Origin of the sequence: Nocardioides thalensis (assembly GCF_013410655.1) — a bacterium.
Taxonomy (GTDB): Bacteria; Actinomycetota; Actinomycetes; order Propionibacteriales; family Nocardioidaceae; genus Nocardioides; species Nocardioides thalensis.
This window is the reverse complement of sequence record NZ_JACCFP010000001.1, coordinates 2782428-2801468: the sequence shown is the minus strand read 5'-3', so window position 1 is coordinate 2801468 and position 19041 is coordinate 2782428. Positions and strand designations below refer to the sequence as shown.

The following is a 19041-nucleotide window of genomic DNA, read 5'->3' as shown; positions in this document are numbered from 1 at the left end:
GACATGGACATCGACCTGAACATCCTGCGCATGCTCGAGCGGGAGAAGGAGATCAAGTTCGACGTCCTCGTCGAGGCCATCGAGCAGGCGCTGCTGACGGCGTACCAGAAGACCGAGGGGCACCACGAGGGCGCCCGGGTCGAGCTCGACCGCAAGACCGGCCACGTCACCGTCCTCGCCCCCGAGGTCGACGACGAGGGCAACAAGATCGGCGAGTACGACGACACGCCCGAGGGCTTCGGCCGGATCGCCGCGACGACGGCCAAGCAGATCATGCTCCAGCGGCTGCGCGACGCCGAGGACGAGATCAAGTTCGGCGAGTTCTCCGGCAAGGAGGGCGACATCATCTCCGGCGTCATCCAGCAGGGTCGCAACCCCGACGACGTGCTGGTCGACGTCGGCAAGATCGAGGCGATGCTGCCCGCTAGCGAGCGCGTGCCCGGCGAGGACTACCGCCACGGCACCCGCATCAAGTGCCTGGTCGTGTCGGTGCGCAAGGGCATGCGGGGGCCGCAGATCACGCTCTCCCGGTCGCACCCCAACCTCGTGAAGAAGCTGTTCGCGCTGGAGGTGCCCGAGATCGCCGACGGCACCGTCGAGATCGCGGCCATCGCCCGCGAGGCGGGCCATCGCACGAAGATGGCGGTCCGGTCGACGGTGTCCGGTGTCAACGCCAAGGGCGCCTGCATCGGCCCGATGGGCCAGCGGGTGCGCAGCGTGATGGCCGAGCTCGGCGGCGAGAAGATCGACATCGTCGACTTCTCCGACGATCCGGCCCGCCTGGTCGCCAACGCCCTGTCCCCGGCCCAGGTCAGCAAGGTCGAGATCGTCGACCCCGACGCTCGCTCCGCGCGCGTGGTCGTGCCCGACTTCCAGCTGTCGCTGGCGATCGGCAAGGAGGGCCAGAACGCCCGCCTCGCCGCGCGGCTCACCGGCTGGCGGATCGACATCCACTCCGACGAGGAGCCGCCCCCGCCGGTGGCATGACGGAACCGCTTGGGCGCGATGGCGCGTCGTACCAGCATGCGCTTCCGCACGGCAGCGGCCTGCCTGCCCCTCCTCGTCCTGGCGGCGTGCGGGGACGGGCCCTCCGGCGACCCGACCGGCCCGCGCGCAGAGGCGCCGGAGTGGCTGCCGCAACACCTCGGCGGTGAGGCGTCCGTCGACTTCCCGACCCTGCTGGTGACGGAGGGTGATGACGCCTTGGTGCTGATGCTGTCCGATGACGGTGTTCTCCAGCCGCACCTGTCGCGCGGTGGCGGCGACTTCGAGGCCGGAAGGCGGATCGACCTCGACGAGCGGTACCCCGCGCTCGCAGACGCCGTGAGGCTGGCCGACGGCACCTGGTTCGCGCTCGGCAACGCCGGGGTGCGGGAGGTCGACGGTGACGAGCAGTTCACCTACGACCCCCTCGCGCTGCGCAGCGACGACGGCCTGGCCTGGGAGCAGGTGGAGGTCACCGGGTTCGGCGCGTCGGTGGAGTTCAGCGACCTGCAGGTCGTCGACGGCCGGTTGGTCGTCGTCGGCAGCCACCGCAGCGAGGGCGACCTGGGCGGCTTCGAGGCGCGCGCCTGGACCAGTGGCGACGGTCGGACGTTCACCCAGGCGCTGCTGCCCGGTGTGCCCGACTACCGCGACTACGACGACGAGTCCTCCGTCAGCGACGTGGTGGCCACCGGCGGCGCCCTGCTCGCCGCAGGCAGGGTCGGCCGACGGGCCGCGCTGTGGCGGTCCGAGGACGGGGGCCGCTCCTGGGAGGGCGTCGACCACCCGGTGCTGGACCGCGCCTACGCGGTCTCCGGGATGCAAGCCGACGGTCCGACGGTCGTGGCGACGACCAGCGCCTCCGACACGCAGGCGATCCGCTCCGGCGACGGCGGCCGCACCTGGGAGCCGGTCGACGCGCTGCCGGTCAACGAGGAGGCCGACGGCTGGGCCCCGCTGTGGGCCGGCGCAGGCAGGTTCTTCACCCTCACCGGCATCGACGACATGAGCTGGTCGGAGCCCGAGGTCTGCTACGCCGACATCGACCAGTGCGGCTACGAGCGGCAGCCAGGCCCCCGCGTCGTCGCCAGCGCCGACGGGAGGAACTGGACCACGGTCGACACCGAGGGGCTCGGCGAGATCGACCACATCGCCGGGACCGCGAACGGCACGGTGCTGGTGATGGCCGGCGAGGGCGACGGTCGCACCGTGTACGCCTGGCCGTCGGGGGTCGAGCTACCGGAGGCCGACGAGCCCGCGCTGCCGGAACGGGTGGAGCTGGTCGAGGTGCCCCAGGGCGAGCAGCCAGCGGTCGGCGTCCGCTACCACGCCCCGATGTATGTGCACTGCGGGATGGACTGGCTCTGGTTCGCCGACGCGACCTGGCGCAGGACCGATGGCGGCCCGGGCGTCGAGACCGGTGCCGGCGAGGGTGCGCCGGATGGCTGGCCGCTGGTCGAGGGCCAGCAGACCCTCTACGGCTACGCGACCGTGCTGGCGGACGGGACCCTCGAGTACAGCGCCGACGACGGCACGGTGATCGCGACGTACGAGCGCAGGGGAGGCGCGCCCGGCTGCGACTGAGCAGGGTCACGCGGAGGTGCCGCTGACCTCCTCGACCACCAGCCGCGGCACCAGGTGCTCGTCATCGCCCGTCGACCAGTCCGGGAAGTCGAAGACCGCGAGCATCAGCTGCATCGGGTACGTCGGCGGGCGCGCGCAGCGCCGTACCTCCTGGCCGTCGACGGTGAAGACCGCCTCGTCGGCGTCCCAGTCGACCGCGTAGGTGTGCGGCTCGGCGACGTCGACGTCGACCCGGGGTGCGGCGAAGTCGTCGGCCAGCGCCGGGTCGCGGAACGGCTTGATGCCGACGCCGACCTCGGCCGAGGGCGCCCCGGGCGGCCCGAGCGCGCGGCCGAAGACCTCGAACACGCACAGCTCACCGCACTGGAGCTGCTCGGGGTCGTCCTCGAAGCCGGCCAGCCACAGCGCGGCCATCGAGCGGTGAGAGAGCGTCATCCGGGCGCGGATCGCCACCCGCCCGGACCTCGGCAGCCAGCCCTCAAAGCGGGGTTCCTCGGCCAGCACGACCAGACCCTCGCGGTAGCGCTGCTGGCCGCGGGACGACCCGACCGGCCCGGACCAGCTGCCGGACTGGATGCCTGAGACGCGCAGCGGGGGATGGTGGTCGTCGGGGCACCACAGCGGGTGGTCGACGGGGATCTCCAGGGTGAGGCCGGCGCCGTCGAGGCGGTAGGCCGCGGCTGTCGCCTCCCGCGACGACCACGCGGGCAGATAGTGGGGCAGCCAACGGGAACGATCGAGGTCGGGCCCGGTGAACCGGTCGAGGAACGTGTCCACGCCACTGTTCTACGCGGTGCGGCCCCGCCGCGCACGCCGGTTCGTGCTCGCTGCGCCTGACGCGGTAGAGTTTCCGTTTGGTGGCACGCCAAAGGAATATCCCTGCGTCCCCGGACGATTCCCTCTCCGAGGGCCCCGTCCGGACCTGCATCGGATGCCGGAAGCGGGCCTCCCGACGCGAGTTGTTGCGGGTGACCGCCGGCTCGGACGAGCACGGCCGCCCGGTCGTGGTCCCCGATCCCGACGGCACCGCACCCGGCCGTGGAGCGCACCTGCACCCCACGACCGCGTGCTACGACCTCGCGGTGCGGCGGAAAGCCTTCGCCCGAGCCCTGCGCGTGACGCAGGGGACGGCAGGGCTGTCCAGCGCACCGGTGGGGGAGTACCTCTCCTCGCAGGCACCGAATCCGACCGACAGAAGCTGGAGCACCCGCTCATGAGCACTCGATGAGTTCCTCGCGATGAGCCAGTTCAACCTGTTCCACCCACCAACGGTCTGAGAATCCCCCACCGGGTCTTGGGCCAGAAGGAGAAACGTGGCCAAGACCCGAGTTTCCGAACTCGCGAAGAAGTACGGCATCCCGAGCAAGGAGGCGCTCGAGAAGCTGAGCGCCATCGGTGAGTTCGCCAAGACTGCTTCTTCGAGCATCGAGCCCCCTGCGGTGAAGAAGTTCGAGGACGCCTACGGCGCCGAGCTTCTCGCCAAGATGAAGCCGGCCGAGCCGGCTGAGAAGGCCGCCCCCAAGGCGCCCGCGAAGAAGGCTGCCGCCGCTCCCGCGGCGGAGCCCGCTGCCGAGGCACCTGCTGCCGAGGCGCCCGCCAAGAAGTCCGCCCCGAAGCCGGGTCCGGCGAAGAAGGCCGCGCCCAAGCCCGCCGAGCCGGCAGAGCCTGCTGCTGCCGAGCCGGCGCAGCCCGCCGCGGCCGCCGAGGCACCGGCGCCCGAGGCGCCTGCCGCGCCGAAGCCCGGCCCGGGCGGTGCGGCCAAGCCGGGTCCCGCGCCCAAGGCGCCCGCCCCGCGTCCCGTCGGCAAGCCCGGCGGCACGCCGCGCCCCGGCAACAATCCGTTCTCGTCGAGCCAGGGCATGGGCCGTCGTCCGGCCCCGCCGCGCGGCGCGCCCGAGACCGGTGGCGGCGACAACCGTCCGCCGCGTCCGCCGGCCGCGGGCGGGCGTCCCGGCATGCCTCGCCCGAACCCGGCGATGATGCCGAAGTCGCCTGCCGCGTTCGGCAACGGTCCCGGCGGCCGCGGCCCGGGTGGCCCCGGCGGTCGCGGCGGTGCGCCCGGCCGCGGTGGCGCGCCCGGTCGTGGCGGTGCCCCCGGCCGCGGTGGCGCCGGCGCAGGTGCGCCCGGTCGTCCCGGTGGCGGTGGCTTCGGTCCGTCCGGCGGCGGTCGCCCCGGTGGCGGTCGTCCCGGCCAGCGTGGCCAGACCCAGGGTGCCTTCGGTCGCCCGGGCGGTCCCGCGCGCCGTGGTCGCAAGTCGAAGCGGGCGCGTCGCCAGGAGTTCGAGGCCATGGAGGCCCCGACGATCGGCGGCATGCGGGTCCGCAAGGGCAACGGCGAGACCGTCCGGCTCGCCCGTGGCGCCTCGCTGACCGACTTCGCGGAGAAGATCGGCGTCGACGCCGCCTCGCTGGTGCAGATGCTGTTCCACCTGGGCGAGATGGTGACCGCGACCCAGTCCGTGGGCGACGAGACCCTGGAGCTGCTCGGTGAGGAGCTCAACTACAAGGTCGAGGTCGTCTCGCCCGAGGACGAGGACCGCGAGCTGCTCGAGTCGTTCGACCTCGAGTTCGGCGCCGACGAGGGCGACGAGGCCGACCTCGTCGTCCGGCCCCCGGTCGTCACCGTCATGGGTCACGTCGACCACGGAAAGACCAAGCTGCTCGACGCCCTGCGTGGCGCCGACGTGGTCGCCGGCGAGGCGGGTGGCATCACCCAGCACATCGGCGCCTACCAGGTGCACACCGAGGTCGACGGCGAGGACCGCCGCATCAGCTTCATCGACACCCCGGGTCACGAGGCGTTCACCGCCATGCGTGCCCGCGGCTCGCAGTCGTCGGACATCGCGATCCTCGTGGTCGCCGCCGACGACGGCGTGATGCCGCAGACGGTCGAGGCGCTCAACCACGCCAAGGCCGCCGAGGTCCCGATCGTGGTCGCGGTCAACAAGGTCGACAAGCCCGAGGCCGACCCGACCAAGGTCCGCGGCCAGCTCACCGAGTACGGCCTGGTCCCCGAGGAGTACGGCGGCGACGCGATGTTCGTCGACGTCTCCGCGAAGGCCGGCATCAACCTCGACAAGCTGCTCGAGGCCGTCGTGCTCACCGCCGACGCGTCGCTGGACCTGCGGGCCAACCCGCACCAGGACGCCCAGGGCCTCGTCGTCGAGGCGCACCTCGACCGCGGTCGCGGCCCGGTCGCGACGATCCTCGTCCAGCGCGGCACCCTGCGCGTCGGCGACTCGATCGTCGCCGGCCCGGCCCACGGCCGCGTCCGCGCGATGCTCGACGAGCACGGCAACGAGATGGCGGAGGCCGACCCGGGTCGCCCGGCGATGGTCCTCGGTCTGTCGTCCGTGCCCGGCGCCGGCCAGAACTTCATCGTGGTCGAGGACGACCGTGTCGCCCGCCAGATCGCGGAGAAGCGGGAGGCGCGCGAGCGGGCCGCCCTGCAGGCGAAGCGCCGCGTGCGCCGTACCCTCGAGGACTTCATGGCCTCCATGGAGAAGGGCGAGAGCCAGGAGCTCAACCTCATCCTCAAGGGCGACGTGTCCGGTTCGGTCGAGGCCCTCGAGGACGCGCTCGCGCAGATCGAGGTCGGCGACGAGGTGTCGCTGCGGGTCATCGACCGCGGTGTCGGTGCGATCACGGAGGCCAACGTCAACCTGGCGGCCGCCTCCGACGCGATCATCATCGGCTTCAACGTGCGGGCCCAGGGCAAGGCGGCCGAGCTCGCCGACCGCGAGGGCGTGGAGATCAAGTACTACTCGATCATCTACCAGGCCATCGAGGAGATCGAGGCCGCGCTCAAGGGCATGCTCAAGCCGGAGTACGAGGAGTCGACCCTCGGCCAGGCGGAGATCCGTGCGATCTTCCGCTCGTCCAAGGTCGGCAACATCGCCGGCTGCATGGTCACGAGCGGCCTGATCCGACGCAACGCGAAGGTGCGCGTCATCCGCGACGGCGCCGTCGTCGCCGACAACCTCGACCTCGCGTCGCTCAAGCGGGAGAAGGACGACGCGGCGGAGGTCCGGGAGGGCTTCGAGTGCGGTCTCGTGCTCCGGAACTTCCAGGACATCAAGGAGGGCGACATCGTCGAGGCCTTCGAGATGACGGAGATCCCGCGCGGCTGACCCTGCCGTAGTGCCATCGTGTGGCGCCGGCCCGGTTCGTCCGGGCCGGCGCCACACGCCTGTCTGAGAGAGTGAGAAGCATGACCAACCCGCGCGTGCGCAAGATCGCGGACCGGATCCAGGTGATCGTGGCCGAGATGCTGGAGCGCCGGATCAAGGACCCGCGGCTCGGCTTCGTCACCGTGACCGACGTCCGGCTCACCGGCGACAGCCAGAACGCCACGATCTTCTACACCGTCCTCGGCGACGCCGAGGAGCAGGCGAGCACCGCCGCGGCGCTGGAGTCGGCCCGGGGCCTGCTCCGGTCCGAGGTGGGCAAGCAGCTGGGCATGCGGCAGGTGCCGACGCTGGCGTTCCAGCTCGACGCCATCCCGGAGAGCGCCCGCCACCTCGACGAGGTGCTGGCGAAGGCCCGCGAGGCCGACGCCGCGGTCGCCGCCGCCCGCGCCGGCGCGCAGCCGGCGGGGGAGGCCGACCCCTACAAGAAGCCGCGGGAGATCCCGGCCGACGACGACGTCGAGGAGCCGGGGGACACCGAGGAGGACCTCGACCGATGACGGCCTCCGGCCTCGTCGTCGTCGACAAGCCGGCCGGGATCACCAGTCACGACGTCGTCTCGCGCGTACGGCGCCTGGCCGGCACCCGCAAGGTCGGGCACGCCGGCACGCTCGACCCGATGGCCACCGGCGTGCTCGTGCTGGGCGTCGAGCGGGCCACGCGGCTGCTGGGCCACCTGCTGATGACCGACAAGTCCTACGAGGCGACGATCCGCCTCGGTGTCACCACGGTCACCGACGACGCCGAGGGCGACGTCATGGAGACCCGGGACACGAGCGACGTCACCGAGGCCGCGGTGCGCGAGGCCCTCGCGCGCTTCGTCGGCGACATCGAGCAGGTCCCGACCGCGGTCTCGGCGATCAAGGTCGACGGCAAGCGCGCCTACCAGCGGGTCCGCGCCGGCGAGGACGTGGAGCTGACCGCCCGGCCGGTGACGATCCACGAGCTCGTCGTCACCCGCGTCGCGCTACCGGAGGTCGACGTCACCGTGCGGTGCTCGAGCGGCACCTACATCCGGGCGATCGCCCGCGACGTCGGTGAGGCGCTCGGCGTCGGCGGCCACCTCACCGCCCTGCGGCGTACGGCGGTCGGACCCTACGGACTCGACGTCGCGCAGACCCTCGACCAGCTGGGCGAGGAGTTCTCCGTGCTCCCGATCGCCGACGCGGCCCGGTCGGCGTTCCCGGCCGTCGACCTCGACGACAGCCAGGCGCAGGCCGTTCGGTACGGCCGGCCGCTCGCGCTGCCCATCGACGGCCTCACGGCGGTCTTCGCGCCCGACGGCGAGTTCCTGGCGCTCTACCGGCCCGAGGGCGGGAACGCCCGCCCTGCCGCCGTGTTCGTCGGCTGATCGGTAGGCTCCCGCCCGTGCAGGTGTGGCGCGACAACTCCCTCGTCCCGGACGACCTCGGTCGCACGGTGGTGACGATCGGCAACTTCGACGGCATGCACCTGGGTCACCAGCACGTCGTACGGCGCGCCGGCGAGGTCGCCGCCGAGGTCGGGGTCGACCACGTCGTCGCGGTCACCTTCGACCCGCACCCGATCGCGGTGCTGCGACCCGAGCACGCGCCGCCCACGCTCACCACGATCGACGAGCGGCTGCGGCTGCTCGGCGACGCCGGCGTCGACGACGTGCTCGTCGTCCCGTTCTCGCGCGAGATCGCGGGCTGGACCCCGGAGGAGTTCATCGACCGGATCCTCGTCGAGGCGCTGCACGCGCGAGCGGTAGTCGTGGGCGCGAACTTCCGGTTCGGCAACCGCGCCCGCGGTGACATCCACACCCTGCGGGAGGCGGGCGAGACCCACGACTTCGTGGTCGAGGCCGTCGAGCTCGACGGCGGCCCGCAGGTCTGGTCGTCCACCTACGTCCGCACCTGCCTCGCCGCTGGCGACGTGGCCGGTGCGGCGGAGGCGCTCGGCCGCCCGTTCTGCACCCGCGGGGTGGTCATGGAGGGTGACAAGCGCGGCCGCGAGCTGGGCTACCCGACGGCCAACGTGCCCGTCGCGCCCGGCGCCGCCGCTCCCGCGGACGGTGTGTACGCCGGCCGCCTCCGGATCCTGAGCGGCCCCGAGGCCGGGAGCGACCTGCCGGCCGCGATCAGCGTCGGCACGAACCCGACCTTCGCCGGCGAGCGGGAGCGCCGCGTCGAGGCCTACGTGCTCGACCGCACCGATCTCGAGCTCTACGGCGTCGAGGTCGAGGTGACGTTCGTCGACCGGGTCCGGGGCATGGTGCGCTTCGACAGCGTCGACGACCTCCTCGTCGCGATGGCCGACGACGTCGTCCGGACCCGCGAGATACTCGGGGCCTGAGATGGAGCACGACGCGCGAGCGGGGGAGCGCGCGGCAGCAGAGGGCTGGTTCGCCCACCACGGTCTTCCCTACTTCGTCGACCACGTTCGTGAGGACGTCACCGACCGGCTCTCGAAGGGCTGGGTCTGGCTCGTGGTCGTCGTCGCGGTGCTCGCCGGTGCCGGCAGCGCGGGGCTCGTGACGGCGTACGGCGACGGCTCGTGGGGGCCCGTCGCCGGGGTGAGCGTCACGCTCGGCGTCGTCGTGCTCTACGCCGTCCTCGCGCTGCACGCCTCCGCGATCGCGCGGTGGGCGCTGCGCCGCGCGCTGCGCAGCCTCGGCCTGCTGTTCCCGCTGGCGACCCGGGCGCTCCCTATGCTGCTGCTCTTCATCACGTTCCTCTTCATCAACACCGAGGTCTGGCAGGTGTCCTCGGCGCTCCACGGCGGCGTGCTCTGGGGATCGGTCCTGTTCTTCGCCCTGGCCGCGTGCGCGTTCCTCGTGCCGCGCGTCGCCCAGGAGCTCGACCACTTCGACGACCGGGTCCAGGTCGAGGAGGTGCTGGCCGGCATCGCCGGCACGCCGATGGAAGCCGCCGGTGAGCAGATCGTCCACGACGGCGTCGACCTCCCGGAGGAGGCCCAGGTGACCGGGCTCCAGATGGTCAACCTGGTGCTCGTGCTGGTGATCGCCCAGGCGGTCCAGGTCCTGCTCCTCTCGCTCGCGGTGTTCGCGTTCTTCGTCGTGTTCGGCGCGGTGGTGATCGACGACAGCGTGATCACTTCGTGGGTGGGCCACGACCCGACGTACCCTCCCGGTCCGGAGCTCGCGAGCCACGAGCTGCTGCACGTGGCGCTGTTCCTCGCGGGCTTCAGCGGCCTGTACTTCACGGTCGTCGCGATCACCGACGACACCTACCGCAAGGAGTTCTTCACCTCGGTGATGAACGAGCTGGCGCGCGCGGTCAGCATGCGGGTGATCTACCGGATGCTCGACGGCGGCGCGGGCCCACCCTGACCGACCCCGGTCAGAGCCGCAGCCACGCCAGCACGGCCCGCACCCGGCGGTGGTCGTCGCTGTCGGGCGGCAGGTCGAGCTTGGTGAAGATGCTGTTGATGTGCTTCGCGACCGCCTTCTCGGTCACGACGAGCCGCTCCGCGATCGTCGCGTTCGAGCGACCCTGGGCCATCAGTGCGAGGACCTCGCGCTCCCGGGCGCTCAGGCGGTCGAGCGGCTGCTGCTTCGCCATCACCGTCGCGACCACCTCCGGGTCGAGCACGGTGCCGCCCGCGACCACCCGGCGCACGGCGTCGACGAACTCGCCGACGTCGGAGACCCGGTTCTTCAGCAGGTAGCCCACCGCGCCCTCGCCGCTGGCCAGCAGCTCCCGCGCGTAGAGGTGCTCGACGTACTGGGACAGCACCATGACGGGGAAGCCCGGGCGCTGCCGGCGTACCTCGATCGCGGCGCGGAGACCCTCGTCGGTCTGCGTCGGAGGAAGGCGTACGTCGAGGACGGCCGCGTCGACGTCGGGGTCCTTCAGCGCGGTGTCGAGCGCATCGGCGTCGTCGACGGCGGCGACGACGGTGAATCCGTTGCCCTCGAGGAGCTGGGTGAGGCCGGCACGGAGGAGGGCGTGGTCCTCGGCGAGGACAAGGCGCACGGGACCTCCATCGTGATGATCGTGGGCCCGCCGACCGGGCTCGAGACCATCATGGCGCCGTCGAACGCCCGGAGTCGCCTCATTACCCCGGTGATGCCGGTTCCGGACGTCGGGTCGGCGCCCCCGGCCCCGTCGTCGCCGACCTCCACGCGCAGCACACCGTCGGCATGTCCCAGGCGGATCCAGGCGGTCTCCGCGCGGGAGTGCTTGGCGACGTTGGCCAGGCACTCAGCAACGGCGAAGTAGACCGCCGACTCGACCGGGTCGCTCGGCCGGCCCGCGAGCGATGCCTCGACCTGGACCGGGATCGCCATGTCGAGCGCGAGCGCCTCGACGGCGCCGACCAGTCCTCGGTCGGCCAGCACCGGCGGGTGGATCCCGCGCACCACGGAGCGCAGGTCGTCGAGCGCCGCCTCGCTGGACTCGCGAGCGTCGTTGACCAGGCGGCGTGCCCCTTCCGGGTCCTGGTCGAACATCGCGTCGGCCATGCCGAGGCTCAGCGACAGCGCGACCAGGCGGGCCTGCGCGCCGTCGTGCAGGTCGCGCTCGAGCCGCCGCAGCTCGGCCGCGGAGTCGTCGACGGCAGCGGTGCGGGTCTCGGTCAGCTGCTCGACCCGGCGCTCCAGGCGCTCGGTGACGCCGGGGGAGAGCAGCCACTGGTCGGAGATCGCGCGCAGCCGCATCAGCGGGCCGACGGCGTAGTACCAGATCCACCAGGTCGCGACGCCGAGAAGGAGCACGACCACCACCAGCGACACGACGAACCCGAGCGTCATCGCGACGAGCATCCAGCCGAGGTCGCGCCAGGTCATCGGGTCGGTCGCCACCGCCCGGAGCCGGGCGAGTGGTGCCAGCCCCGCCAGGGGGACGTATGGCGCCGGCAGCTCGCGTTCGAGCACGGTGGCCGCCATCCGCCGGTGCCCGTTGGCCAGCGCGCGGGTCGCCGGGATCGCCACGGCGAGGAACAGGGCGCCGACCCACAGGATCATCAGCACCCCGCCGACCACCCAGAACACGAACAGCACGATCAGCGGCACCAGGGTGATCGCCTGCAGGGCGGCGTACCCAGTGAGCCGCAGTCGGCCGGGACGTCGGGGGTGGTCGGACACGCCGCCATCCTGCCCGAGCCGGTCGTGTCCGGCAGTGGTGCACGCACCACCTCTCGCCGGGGTGTCAGCGCTCCTGCCGCGGACGGCCGTCGCGCCGAGGCTGGGAGGGTCCCCACCGGTTCGAGCGAAGGAACCCCCATGTCCAACCCGTTGACCACGGTGTCCATGCGCGCCGCGCGCTGGAGCGCCACCCACCCCTGGCGAGCGATCCTCGGCTGGATCGGCCTCGTCGTGATCGCCGTCGCCCTGTCGACCGCCGTGTCCAGCCAGGAGGCCACGGACGCCGACTACCGCGTCGGAGAGTCCGGCACCGCGGACCGCTGGGTGCACGAGGCCGGCCTCGCGGCACCGGAGTCCGAGCAGGTCCTCGTGACCGCCGCCGACGGACCGCTCGACCAGGCCGAGGCGGAGTCCGCCGGTGCCCGGTTGGTCGACGCCGTCGGCGCGGTCGACGGTGTCGCCGAGGTCTCGGAGCCGCAGTGGAACCCGGACCGTACGGCGATGCTGGTGTCGGCGCAGCTGGCGAAGGACCACGACGATGCCGCGCCGATCCTGGCCGCGGTGGACGACGTCCGAGCCGACTTCCCGGGCCTCGACATCCGCCAGGCCGGCGACCTCACGCTGGACGACGCCATCGACGACCGGGTCGGCGACGACCTGTCCTCCGCGGAGGGCATCAGCCTCCCGATCACCCTGGTCCTGATGCTGCTGGCGTTCGGCGCGCTCATCGCCGCCGGCCTCCCGGTGCTCCTCGCGGCGACCAGCGTGGCCGCGACGATCGGCATCAGCGCTCCCGTGTCCTACCTGTTCCCGGCGGAGCCGACCGTCACCAGCATGATCGTGCTGATCGGCATGGCCGTCGGGGTCGACTACTCGCTCTTCTACCTCAAGCGCGAGCGGGAGGAGCGCGCCCGCGGGCGGAGCACCCGCGACGCCGTCGAGATCGCCGCCCAGACCTCCGGCCACTCCATCCTGGTCTCCGGCGGCGCGGTCATCTGCGCGATGGCCGGCCTGTTCCTGATGACCGACGTGACGTTCAACAGCCTCGCCGTCGGGTCGATCCTCGTCGTCGCGATCGCGGTCCTCGGCTCGATCACCGTGCTGCCCGCGCTCCTCGCCCGGCTCGGTCGCTGGGTCGACCGGCCGCGGGTCCCGCTGCTGTGGCGGCTGAACCGCCGGATCGGCCAGGGCGGGATCAGCCGGCGCCTCATCGCGCCGGTGCTGCGCCGGCCGGTCGTCGCACTCCTCGCCGGGGTCGCCGTGGTGGCCGCGCTCGCCGTACCTGCGCTCGGCATGAAGACCCACGCGTCGAACCTCGACACCCTGCCCGGCGACATCGCCGAGGTGCAGACGTTCAAGGACATCGTCGAGGAGTTCCCGGCCGAGGGGCCGGTGGCGCAGGTCGTCGTCCGCGCGGCCGCGGCCGACCGGGCCGACGTCGCCGACCGCCTCGACGACCTGGCCGCGGCCGCCGCCGACACCGGCAGCTTCCGCGCGCCGAGCGGGCCGGCGGTCGTCTCCGAGGACGGCCGGACGACGATCCTCGAGCTCCCGATGCCGTTCGACGAGTCCGACGAGGCCGTCGACGACGCGTTGCGGCTCCTGCGGGACCGGCTGGTGCCGGAGTCGGTCGACCTGGCCGGCGCGTCGGTCGCCGTCGGCGGCGGCGCGGCCGAGTCGCTCGACAACCAGCAGCGGATGTCGGACCGGCTGCCGCTCGTCATCGCCTTCGTGCTCGTGCTGACGTTCCTGATGATGGTGTTCGCGTTCCGCAGCATCCCCATCGCGGTGGTGTCGACGGTGCTCAACCTCGCCTCCGTCGCGGTGGCGTTCGGGCTCATGACGCTGGTGTTCCAGCACGGCGTGGGCGAGTCGCTGCTCGACTTCGACAGCCCCGGGTTCGTCATCGACTGGATCCCGCTGTTCGTGCTCGTCGTGCTCGTCGGCCTGTCGATGGACTACCACGTCTTCGTCGTCAGCCGGATCCGTGAGCTCGTGGACGCCGGCCTGCCGGCCCGGCTCGCGGTCCAGCGCGGCGTCACCGACACCGCGGGCGTCATCACGAGCGCCGCCGCGGTGATGGTGTCCGTGTTCGCGATCTTCGCGACCCTGAGCATGCTCGAGATGAAGATGATGGGCGTCGGGCTCTCCGCCGCCATCCTGCTCGACGCGACCCTGGTGCGGCTGGTGATGCTGCCGGCGGCCCTGGTGCTGCTCGGTGAGCGGGCCTGGTGGCCGAGCCGGCGGCGACCCCGGCGGGGCGAGCCGGTCGTGCCGTCCGTGCCCGAGATGGTGACGGCGGGGTGAGGGACCAGCGGGAGGCGGGGCCGCTGATTGGGTGGTCCCCGCCTCCCGCTGTTAGCCTTGACCGGTTGTCCGACGGGCGGTTGCGCCCGCGGACCGCACCTCGCCGTCAGAACGGCCGCGGACAAAGAGTGCCCCGGTGGACATGCCCGGGCGCGCCGCGCAACGAGAACCGGAAGGAACCCAGACAAGCATGGCTATTGGTACCGACGCGGAGACCAAGAAGAAGATCATCGCCGAGTACGCCACCACCGAGGGCGACACCGGTTCGCCGGAGGTGCAGGTTGCGCTGCTCAGCCACCGGATCGGTCACCTGACCGAGCACCTCAAGCAGCACAAGCACGACCACCACAGCCGCCGCGGCCTGCTGCTCCTCGTCGGCCAGCGCCGCCGCCTCCTGAACTACCTGAAGAAGACCGACATCGAGCGTTACCGCTCGCTGGTGGAGCGCCTCGGCCTCCGTCGTTGATCTTCGGCGACACATGGTTCACGGAACGGACGACCCCCTCGGGGCTCGTCCGTTCTGTGTTTCCGGCGCAGGTCGATACGCTGGTCTGCGACAACACATCCATTGAGCAGCGGAGCAGCGCGCTCTGCGACGTACGAATAAGAGAACATCTTGACTGAACCCACCATCTCCGCCGTCGAGACCGTTATCGACAACGGCAAGTTCGGCACCCGCACCGTCAAGTTCGAGACGGGCCTCCTCGCCCGCCAGGCCGCCGGCTCGGTGACCGCCTACCTCGACGACGAGACGATGCTGCTCTCGGCCACCACGGCCGGCAAGCAGCCCAAGGACCACTTCGACTTCTTCCCGCTGACGATCGACGTCGAGGAGCGGATGTACGCCGTGGGCCAGATCCCCGGCTCGTTCTTCCGGTCCGAGGGTCGTCCGGGCGAGGACGCGATCCTCACCTGCCGTCTGATCGACCGCCCGCTGCGCCCGACCTTCAAGAAGGGCCTGCGCAACGAGGTCCAGGTCGTCATCACCGTGCTGGCGCTCGACCCCGACCAGCCCTACGACGTGCTCGCGATCAACGCCGCGTCGATGTCCACCCAGCTGTCCGGCCTGCCGTTCTCCGGCCCGATCGGCGGCGTCCGCGTCGCGCTGATCGAGGGCCAGTGGGTGGCGTTCCCGAGCCACAGCCAGCTCGAGAAGGCCGTCTTCGACATGGTCGTCGCCGGCCGGGTCACCGACACCGGTGACGTCGCGATCATGATGGTCGAGGCCGAGGCGACCGAGGAGACCTTCGACCTGGTCCGCGGCGGCGCCACCGCGCCGTCCGAGGACGTCGTCGCCGGCGGTCTCGACGCGGCCAAGCCGTTCATCAAGCAGCTCGTCGAGGCCCAGGTCGAGCTCGCGAAGCAGGCCGCCAAGCCGGTCATGGACTTCCCGATCTTCCTCGACTACGAGGACGACGTCTTCGCCGCCGTCGAGGCCGCCGTGCGCGCCGACCTGGTCGAGGCGATGAAGATCGTCGACAAAACCGAGCGCAACGACCGCACCGACGAGCTCAAGGAGAGCCTGCTGGAGCGGCTCTCCGGCGAGTTCGAGGGCCGCGAGAAGGAGATCGGCGCGGCCTTCCGCTCGGTCAACAAGCAGGTCGTCCGCGAGAGCATCCTCCGCGACAAGGTCCGCATCGACGGCCGCGGTCTCGCCGACATCCGGCCGCTGCACGCCGAGGTCGGCGTGATCCCGCGGGTGCACGGCTCGGCGCTGTTCGAGCGCGGCGAGACCCAGATCCTGGGCGTCACCACCCTCGACATGCTCAAGATGGAGCAGCAGCTCGACACGCTGTCCCCGGAGAAGCACCGCCGCTACATGCACAAGTACGTCTTCCCGCCGTTCTCCACCGGTGAGACCGGCCGCGTCGGCTCGCCGAAGCGCCGCGAGGTCGGCCACGGCGCGCTCGCGCGCCGGGCGCTGCTGCCGGTGCTGCCGACGCGCGAGGAGTTCCCCTACGCGATCCGCCAGCTCTCCGAGGCCATGGGCTCCAACGGCTCGACCTCGATGGGCTCGGTCTGCGCCTCGACCCTGTCGCTGCTCCAGGCCGGCGTGCCGCTGAAGGCGCCGGTCGCGGGCATCGCGATGGGCCTGGTCTCCGGCGAGATCGACGGCAAGACCGAGTACGTCGCGCTGACCGACATCCTCGGTGCCGAGGACGCGTTCGGCGACATGGACTTCAAGGTCGCCGGCACCCGCGAGTTCGTCACCGCGCTGCAGCTCGACACCAAGCTCGACGGCATCCCGGCCGAGGTTCTCGCCCAGGCCCTCACGCAGGCCAAGGACGCGCGCCTGGCGATCCTCGACGTCATGGCCGAGGCCATCGACGCCCCCGAGGAGATGTCGGTCCACGCCCCGCGGATCATCACCGTGACGGTCCCCGTCGACAAGATCGGCGAGGTCATCGGCCCCAAGGGCAAGGTGATCAACCAGATCCAGGAGGACACCGGCGCCACCCTGTCCATCGAGGACGACGGCACCGTGTTCATCGGCGCGACCAACGGCGAGGCCGCCGAGGCCGCCCGCGCGGCGGTCAACGCGATCGCCAACCCGACCATGCCCGAGGTCGGCGAGCGCTACCTCGGCACCGTCGTCAAGACCACCAACTTCGGTGCGTTCGTGGCGCTGCTGCCGGGCAAGGACGGCCTGCTGCACATCAGCAAGCTGCGCAGCCTGGCCGGTGGCAAGCGGGTCGAGAACGTCGAGGACGTGGTCTCGGTCGGGCAGAAGCTCCAGGTCGAGATCGCCGAGATCGACGACCGCGGCAAGCTCTCGCTGGTCCCCGTGGTCGAGGACGCCGAGTCCGCCGACGCGGAGTCCGCGGAGTCCTCGGACGAGGAGTGAGCACTCCTTGAGCATCAGCTCTCGGACGACGGCCGGCCCGCGCGACGCGGGCCGGCCGTCGGCCTTGTCCGGACCCAACGCCACCGCCTCCGCGTCCGTCGCCGCGCGCGCCTCCACGCGCACCCTGGAGACGGTCCGCGACGGCCGCGGCCACGTGACCTCGCAGGTACGGCGCACCGTGCTCCCCTCGGGCCTGCGCATCGTCACCGAGCAGATGGCGGGCGCCCGCTCGGCGTCCATCGGCGTCTGGGTCGGCGTCGGCTCCCGCGACGAGACGGCGGCGACCCATGGCGCCTCGCACTTCCTCGAGCACGTGCTGTTCAAGGGCACGTCGGAGCGCTCGGCACTCGACATCTCGATCGCGCTCGACGCGGTGGGCGGCGAGTTCAACGCGTTCACGGCCAAGGAGTACACCTGCTTCCACGCGCGGGTCCTCGGTGAGGACCTGCGGCTGGCGGTCGACGTGCTCGGCGACATGCTCACCGACTCGCTGGTCGCCGACCACGACGTCGACGCCGAGCGCGACGTGATCCTCGACGAGATCGCGATGCACGACGACGACCCCGACGACGTCGTCCAGAACCTCCTCGCCGACCTGGCGTGGGGCAGCGGGCCGCTGGGCCGGCCGATTGCCGGCACGGTCGAGTCGATCCAGGCGATGACGCGCGACCGCATCAACCGCTTCTACAAGAAGCACTACGTGCCCGAGAACATGGTCGTCTCGGTCGCCGGCGCCGTCGAGCACGCCGACGTGGTCCGCACGATCAAGAAGGCCTTCGGCCGCAACGGCTTCCTCGACGGGCAGGCGGAGCCGCGATCGCCCCGCGGCGCCGTACGCCGCCCTCGCGTGCGCGGGGGAGAGGCCCACGTCTCCCGCCCCTTCGAGCAGGTCAACCTGGTCCTCGGGGTCGAGGGGCTCCCGCGCGACGACGACCGCCGGTTCGCGATGGGCGTGCTCAACACCGCGCTCGGTGGCGGCACGTCGAGCCGGCTGTTCCAGGAGGTGCGCGAGCATCGCGGCCTCGCCTACTCGGTCTACTCGTTCGCGGCCAACTACGCCGACTCGGGCCTGGTCGGCGTCGCCGTCGGCTGCCTGCCCGAGCGGCTCGACGAGGTGCTCGCGACCGTGCGCGCCGAGCTGGCGCTGATCGCGACCGAGGGCATCACTGCCGAGGAGCTGTCCCGCGGCAAGGGACAGCTGACCGGCGGGCTGGTGCTCGGCCTCGAGGACTCCGGCTCGCGGATGATGCGTCTCGGCAAGGCCGAGCTCGTGCACTCCGAGGTGCTCGGCATCGACGAGGTCACCGCCCGGATCGACGCCGTCACCCTCGACGAGGTGCGCGACGTCGCGCGCGAGGTCTTCTCCCGTCCCGAGCTGCTCGCGGTCGTCGGGCCGGAGTAGGCGCGAGTCGGCAGCGACGGGTCTCGATACAACGCCGTCGCGGCTTCGCAGGCTCAGCCGCGGGCGTCACTCGACCAGCGACGCTTGGTAGGCGCAAGCGCCTACCTGCGCCCGATGATGCCGATCACCGGGGGCTGCTTGCTGTCGACGATGTAGACGCGGAAGCCGCCCTCGGTGAGGGCGGCGGACGCCTTCGACAGGATCTCGGGCACCTGCTCGGGGCGCTTGGTGTCGTAGAAGAGGTTCACCGAGCCGCCGGGCAGCACCCGCTCGTGGAGGAGCGCCACCTCCTCCTTGCAGTCGCGGACCCAGAACAGGTTGACGTCGAACGCGAAGACCTTGGTGAGTCGCTTGACCGGCACCCGGAGGGTGGCGAGGTCGATCTGCCGGACGGTGAGCTTGCCGGCCTGGACGTGCTCGGCGCAGCGCTGCTTGGTGCGGTCGACGCCCGCCTCGGAGCGGTCGATGGCGAACATCTTGCCCTTGCCCTCGAGCCGCCTGCAGATGAGGTCGGCTGCCGCACCCGTGCCGCACCCGATCTCGAGGACGTGATCGTTGTGCTGGACGTCCATGAAGTCCACCGCCCAACGGATCCGGGCCGGGATCGTCTGCACCGCCATGGGTCCAGCCTGCCAGAAGTCGTAACCGGCCAAGGCACTACGTT

The 19041-nt window shown here is 71.8% G+C and carries 15 protein-coding genes and 1 pseudogene; 12 read left to right on the top strand and 4 right to left on the bottom strand.

Features of this window, described 5'->3' with window-relative positions; translation table 11 throughout:
- The first annotated feature begins 3 nt into the window (after nt 1–3).
- Both nusA and HNR19_RS13655 read left to right on the top strand, forming a co-directional pair.
- Nucleotides 4–987 carry a transcription termination factor NusA gene (nusA, locus tag HNR19_RS13660; RefSeq protein WP_179668431.1) on the top strand — a complete coding sequence of 328 codons (984 nt, stop codon included), beginning with the start codon at nt 4–6 and terminating at the stop codon, nt 985–987.
- Nucleotides 988–1005: 18 nt separating this feature from the next.
- The gene (locus HNR19_RS13655) at nt 1006–2568 is read left to right on the top strand and encodes a WD40/YVTN/BNR-like repeat-containing protein (protein ID WP_179668430.1); all 1563 of its coding nucleotides are present in this window, start codon (nt 1006–1008) and stop codon (nt 2566–2568) included.
- Nucleotides 2569–2574: 6 nt separating this feature from the next.
- On the opposite strand, the gene HNR19_RS13650 is transcribed toward HNR19_RS13655, so the two are convergent.
- Nucleotides 2575–3345, bottom strand: coding sequence for a family 16 glycosylhydrolase (locus tag HNR19_RS13650; protein ID WP_179668429.1), 771 nt, complete (start codon nt 3343–3345; stop codon nt 2575–2577).
- An 80-nt stretch (nt 3346–3425) separates the two neighbouring features.
- Here HNR19_RS13650 and HNR19_RS13645 point away from each other — a divergent pair, with 80 nt between their 5' ends.
- From HNR19_RS13645 to HNR19_RS13620, 6 genes are all read left to right on the top strand, one after another.
- Nucleotides 3426–3785, top strand: a complete 360-nt coding sequence (locus HNR19_RS13645; protein WP_343047344.1) for a YlxR family protein — start codon at nt 3426–3428, stop codon at nt 3783–3785.
- A gap of 96 nt (nt 3786–3881) precedes the next feature.
- The gene (gene infB, locus HNR19_RS23220; protein WP_179668428.1) at nt 3882–6698 is read left to right on the top strand and encodes a translation initiation factor IF-2; all 2817 of its coding nucleotides are present in this window, start codon (nt 3882–3884) and stop codon (nt 6696–6698) included.
- Nucleotides 6699–6778: 80 nt separating this feature from the next.
- Nucleotides 6779–7255, top strand: coding sequence for a 30S ribosome-binding factor RbfA (rbfA, locus tag HNR19_RS13635; protein WP_179668427.1), 477 nt, complete (start codon nt 6779–6781; stop codon nt 7253–7255).
- A complete protein-coding gene (gene truB / locus HNR19_RS13630) occupies nt 7252–8106 on the top strand; it encodes a tRNA pseudouridine(55) synthase TruB (RefSeq protein WP_179668426.1) in 855 nt (284 codons plus the stop codon). Before rbfA ends, truB begins: the two co-directional genes overlap by 4 nt.
- Before the next feature lie 17 nt (nt 8107–8123).
- Nucleotides 8124–9071 carry a bifunctional riboflavin kinase/FAD synthetase gene (locus HNR19_RS13625; protein WP_179668425.1) on the top strand — a complete coding sequence of 316 codons (948 nt, stop codon included), beginning with the start codon at nt 8124–8126 and terminating at the stop codon, nt 9069–9071.
- A gap of 1 nt (nt 9072) precedes the next feature.
- Nucleotides 9073–10068 carry a hypothetical protein gene (locus tag HNR19_RS13620; protein WP_179668424.1) on the top strand — a complete coding sequence of 332 codons (996 nt, stop codon included), beginning with the start codon at nt 9073–9075 and terminating at the stop codon, nt 10066–10068.
- A 10-nt stretch (nt 10069–10078) separates the two neighbouring features.
- Here HNR19_RS13620 and HNR19_RS22820 read toward each other — a convergent pair whose 3' ends face one another.
- A complete protein-coding gene (locus tag HNR19_RS22820; RefSeq protein ID WP_343047182.1) occupies nt 10079–10714 on the bottom strand; it encodes a response regulator in 636 nt (211 codons plus the stop codon).
- 371 nt (nt 10715–11085) lie between these two features.
- Nucleotides 11086–11751, bottom strand: a pseudogene (locus tag HNR19_RS22815) (sensor domain-containing protein); the annotation flags it as partial.
- A gap of 210 nt (nt 11752–11961) precedes the next feature.
- Here HNR19_RS22815 and HNR19_RS13610 point away from each other — a divergent pair.
- The 4 genes from HNR19_RS13610 (at nt 11962) to HNR19_RS13595 (ending at nt 18377) form a co-directional block, all read left to right on the top strand.
- The gene (locus HNR19_RS13610; protein WP_179668422.1) at nt 11962–14130 is read left to right on the top strand and encodes an MMPL family transporter; all 2169 of its coding nucleotides are present in this window, start codon (nt 11962–11964) and stop codon (nt 14128–14130) included.
- A 190-nt stretch (nt 14131–14320) separates the two neighbouring features.
- Nucleotides 14321–14596, top strand: coding sequence for a 30S ribosomal protein S15 (rpsO, locus tag HNR19_RS13605; RefSeq protein ID WP_179668421.1), 276 nt, complete (start codon nt 14321–14323; stop codon nt 14594–14596).
- Between the two features lie 150 nt (nt 14597–14746).
- On the top strand, nt 14747–16975 hold the full coding sequence (locus HNR19_RS13600) for a polyribonucleotide nucleotidyltransferase (RefSeq protein ID WP_179668420.1): 2229 nt from the start codon (nt 14747–14749) through the stop codon (nt 16973–16975).
- A 7-nt stretch (nt 16976–16982) separates the two neighbouring features.
- A complete protein-coding gene (locus HNR19_RS13595) occupies nt 16983–18377 on the top strand; it encodes a M16 family metallopeptidase (RefSeq protein WP_343047181.1) in 1395 nt (464 codons plus the stop codon).
- A 101-nt stretch (nt 18378–18478) separates the two neighbouring features.
- Here the strand turns inward: HNR19_RS13595 and HNR19_RS13590 are convergent, their stop codons facing one another.
- Nucleotides 18479–18997 carry a class I SAM-dependent methyltransferase gene (locus tag HNR19_RS13590; protein ID WP_179668419.1) on the bottom strand — a complete coding sequence of 173 codons (519 nt, stop codon included), beginning with the start codon at nt 18995–18997 and terminating at the stop codon, nt 18479–18481.
- Nucleotides 18998–19041: the final 44 nt, after the last annotated feature.

Bases quoted from the DNA above. Each gene is read 5' to 3' on its own strand.
- nusA (WP_179668431.1), top strand. From the start codon at position 4: ATGGACATCGACCTGAACATCCTGCGCATGCTCGAGCGGGAGAAGGAG.
- HNR19_RS13655 (WP_179668430.1), top strand. From the start codon at position 1,006: ATGGCGCGTCGTACCAGCATGCGCTTCCGCACGGCAGCGGCCTGCCTG.
- rbfA (WP_179668427.1), top strand. From the start codon at position 6,779: ATGACCAACCCGCGCGTGCGCAAGATCGCGGACCGGATCCAGGTGATC.
- truB (WP_179668426.1), top strand. From the start codon at position 7,252: ATGACGGCCTCCGGCCTCGTCGTCGTCGACAAGCCGGCCGGGATCACC.
- HNR19_RS13620 (WP_179668424.1), top strand. From the start codon at position 9,073: ATGGAGCACGACGCGCGAGCGGGGGAGCGCGCGGCAGCAGAGGGCTGG.
- HNR19_RS13610 (WP_179668422.1), top strand. From the start codon at position 11,962: ATGTCCAACCCGTTGACCACGGTGTCCATGCGCGCCGCGCGCTGGAGC.
- rpsO (WP_179668421.1), top strand. From the start codon at position 14,321: ATGGCTATTGGTACCGACGCGGAGACCAAGAAGAAGATCATCGCCGAG.
- HNR19_RS13590 (WP_179668419.1), bottom strand. From the start codon at position 18,997: ATGGCGGTGCAGACGATCCCGGCCCGGATCCGTTGGGCGGTGGACTTC.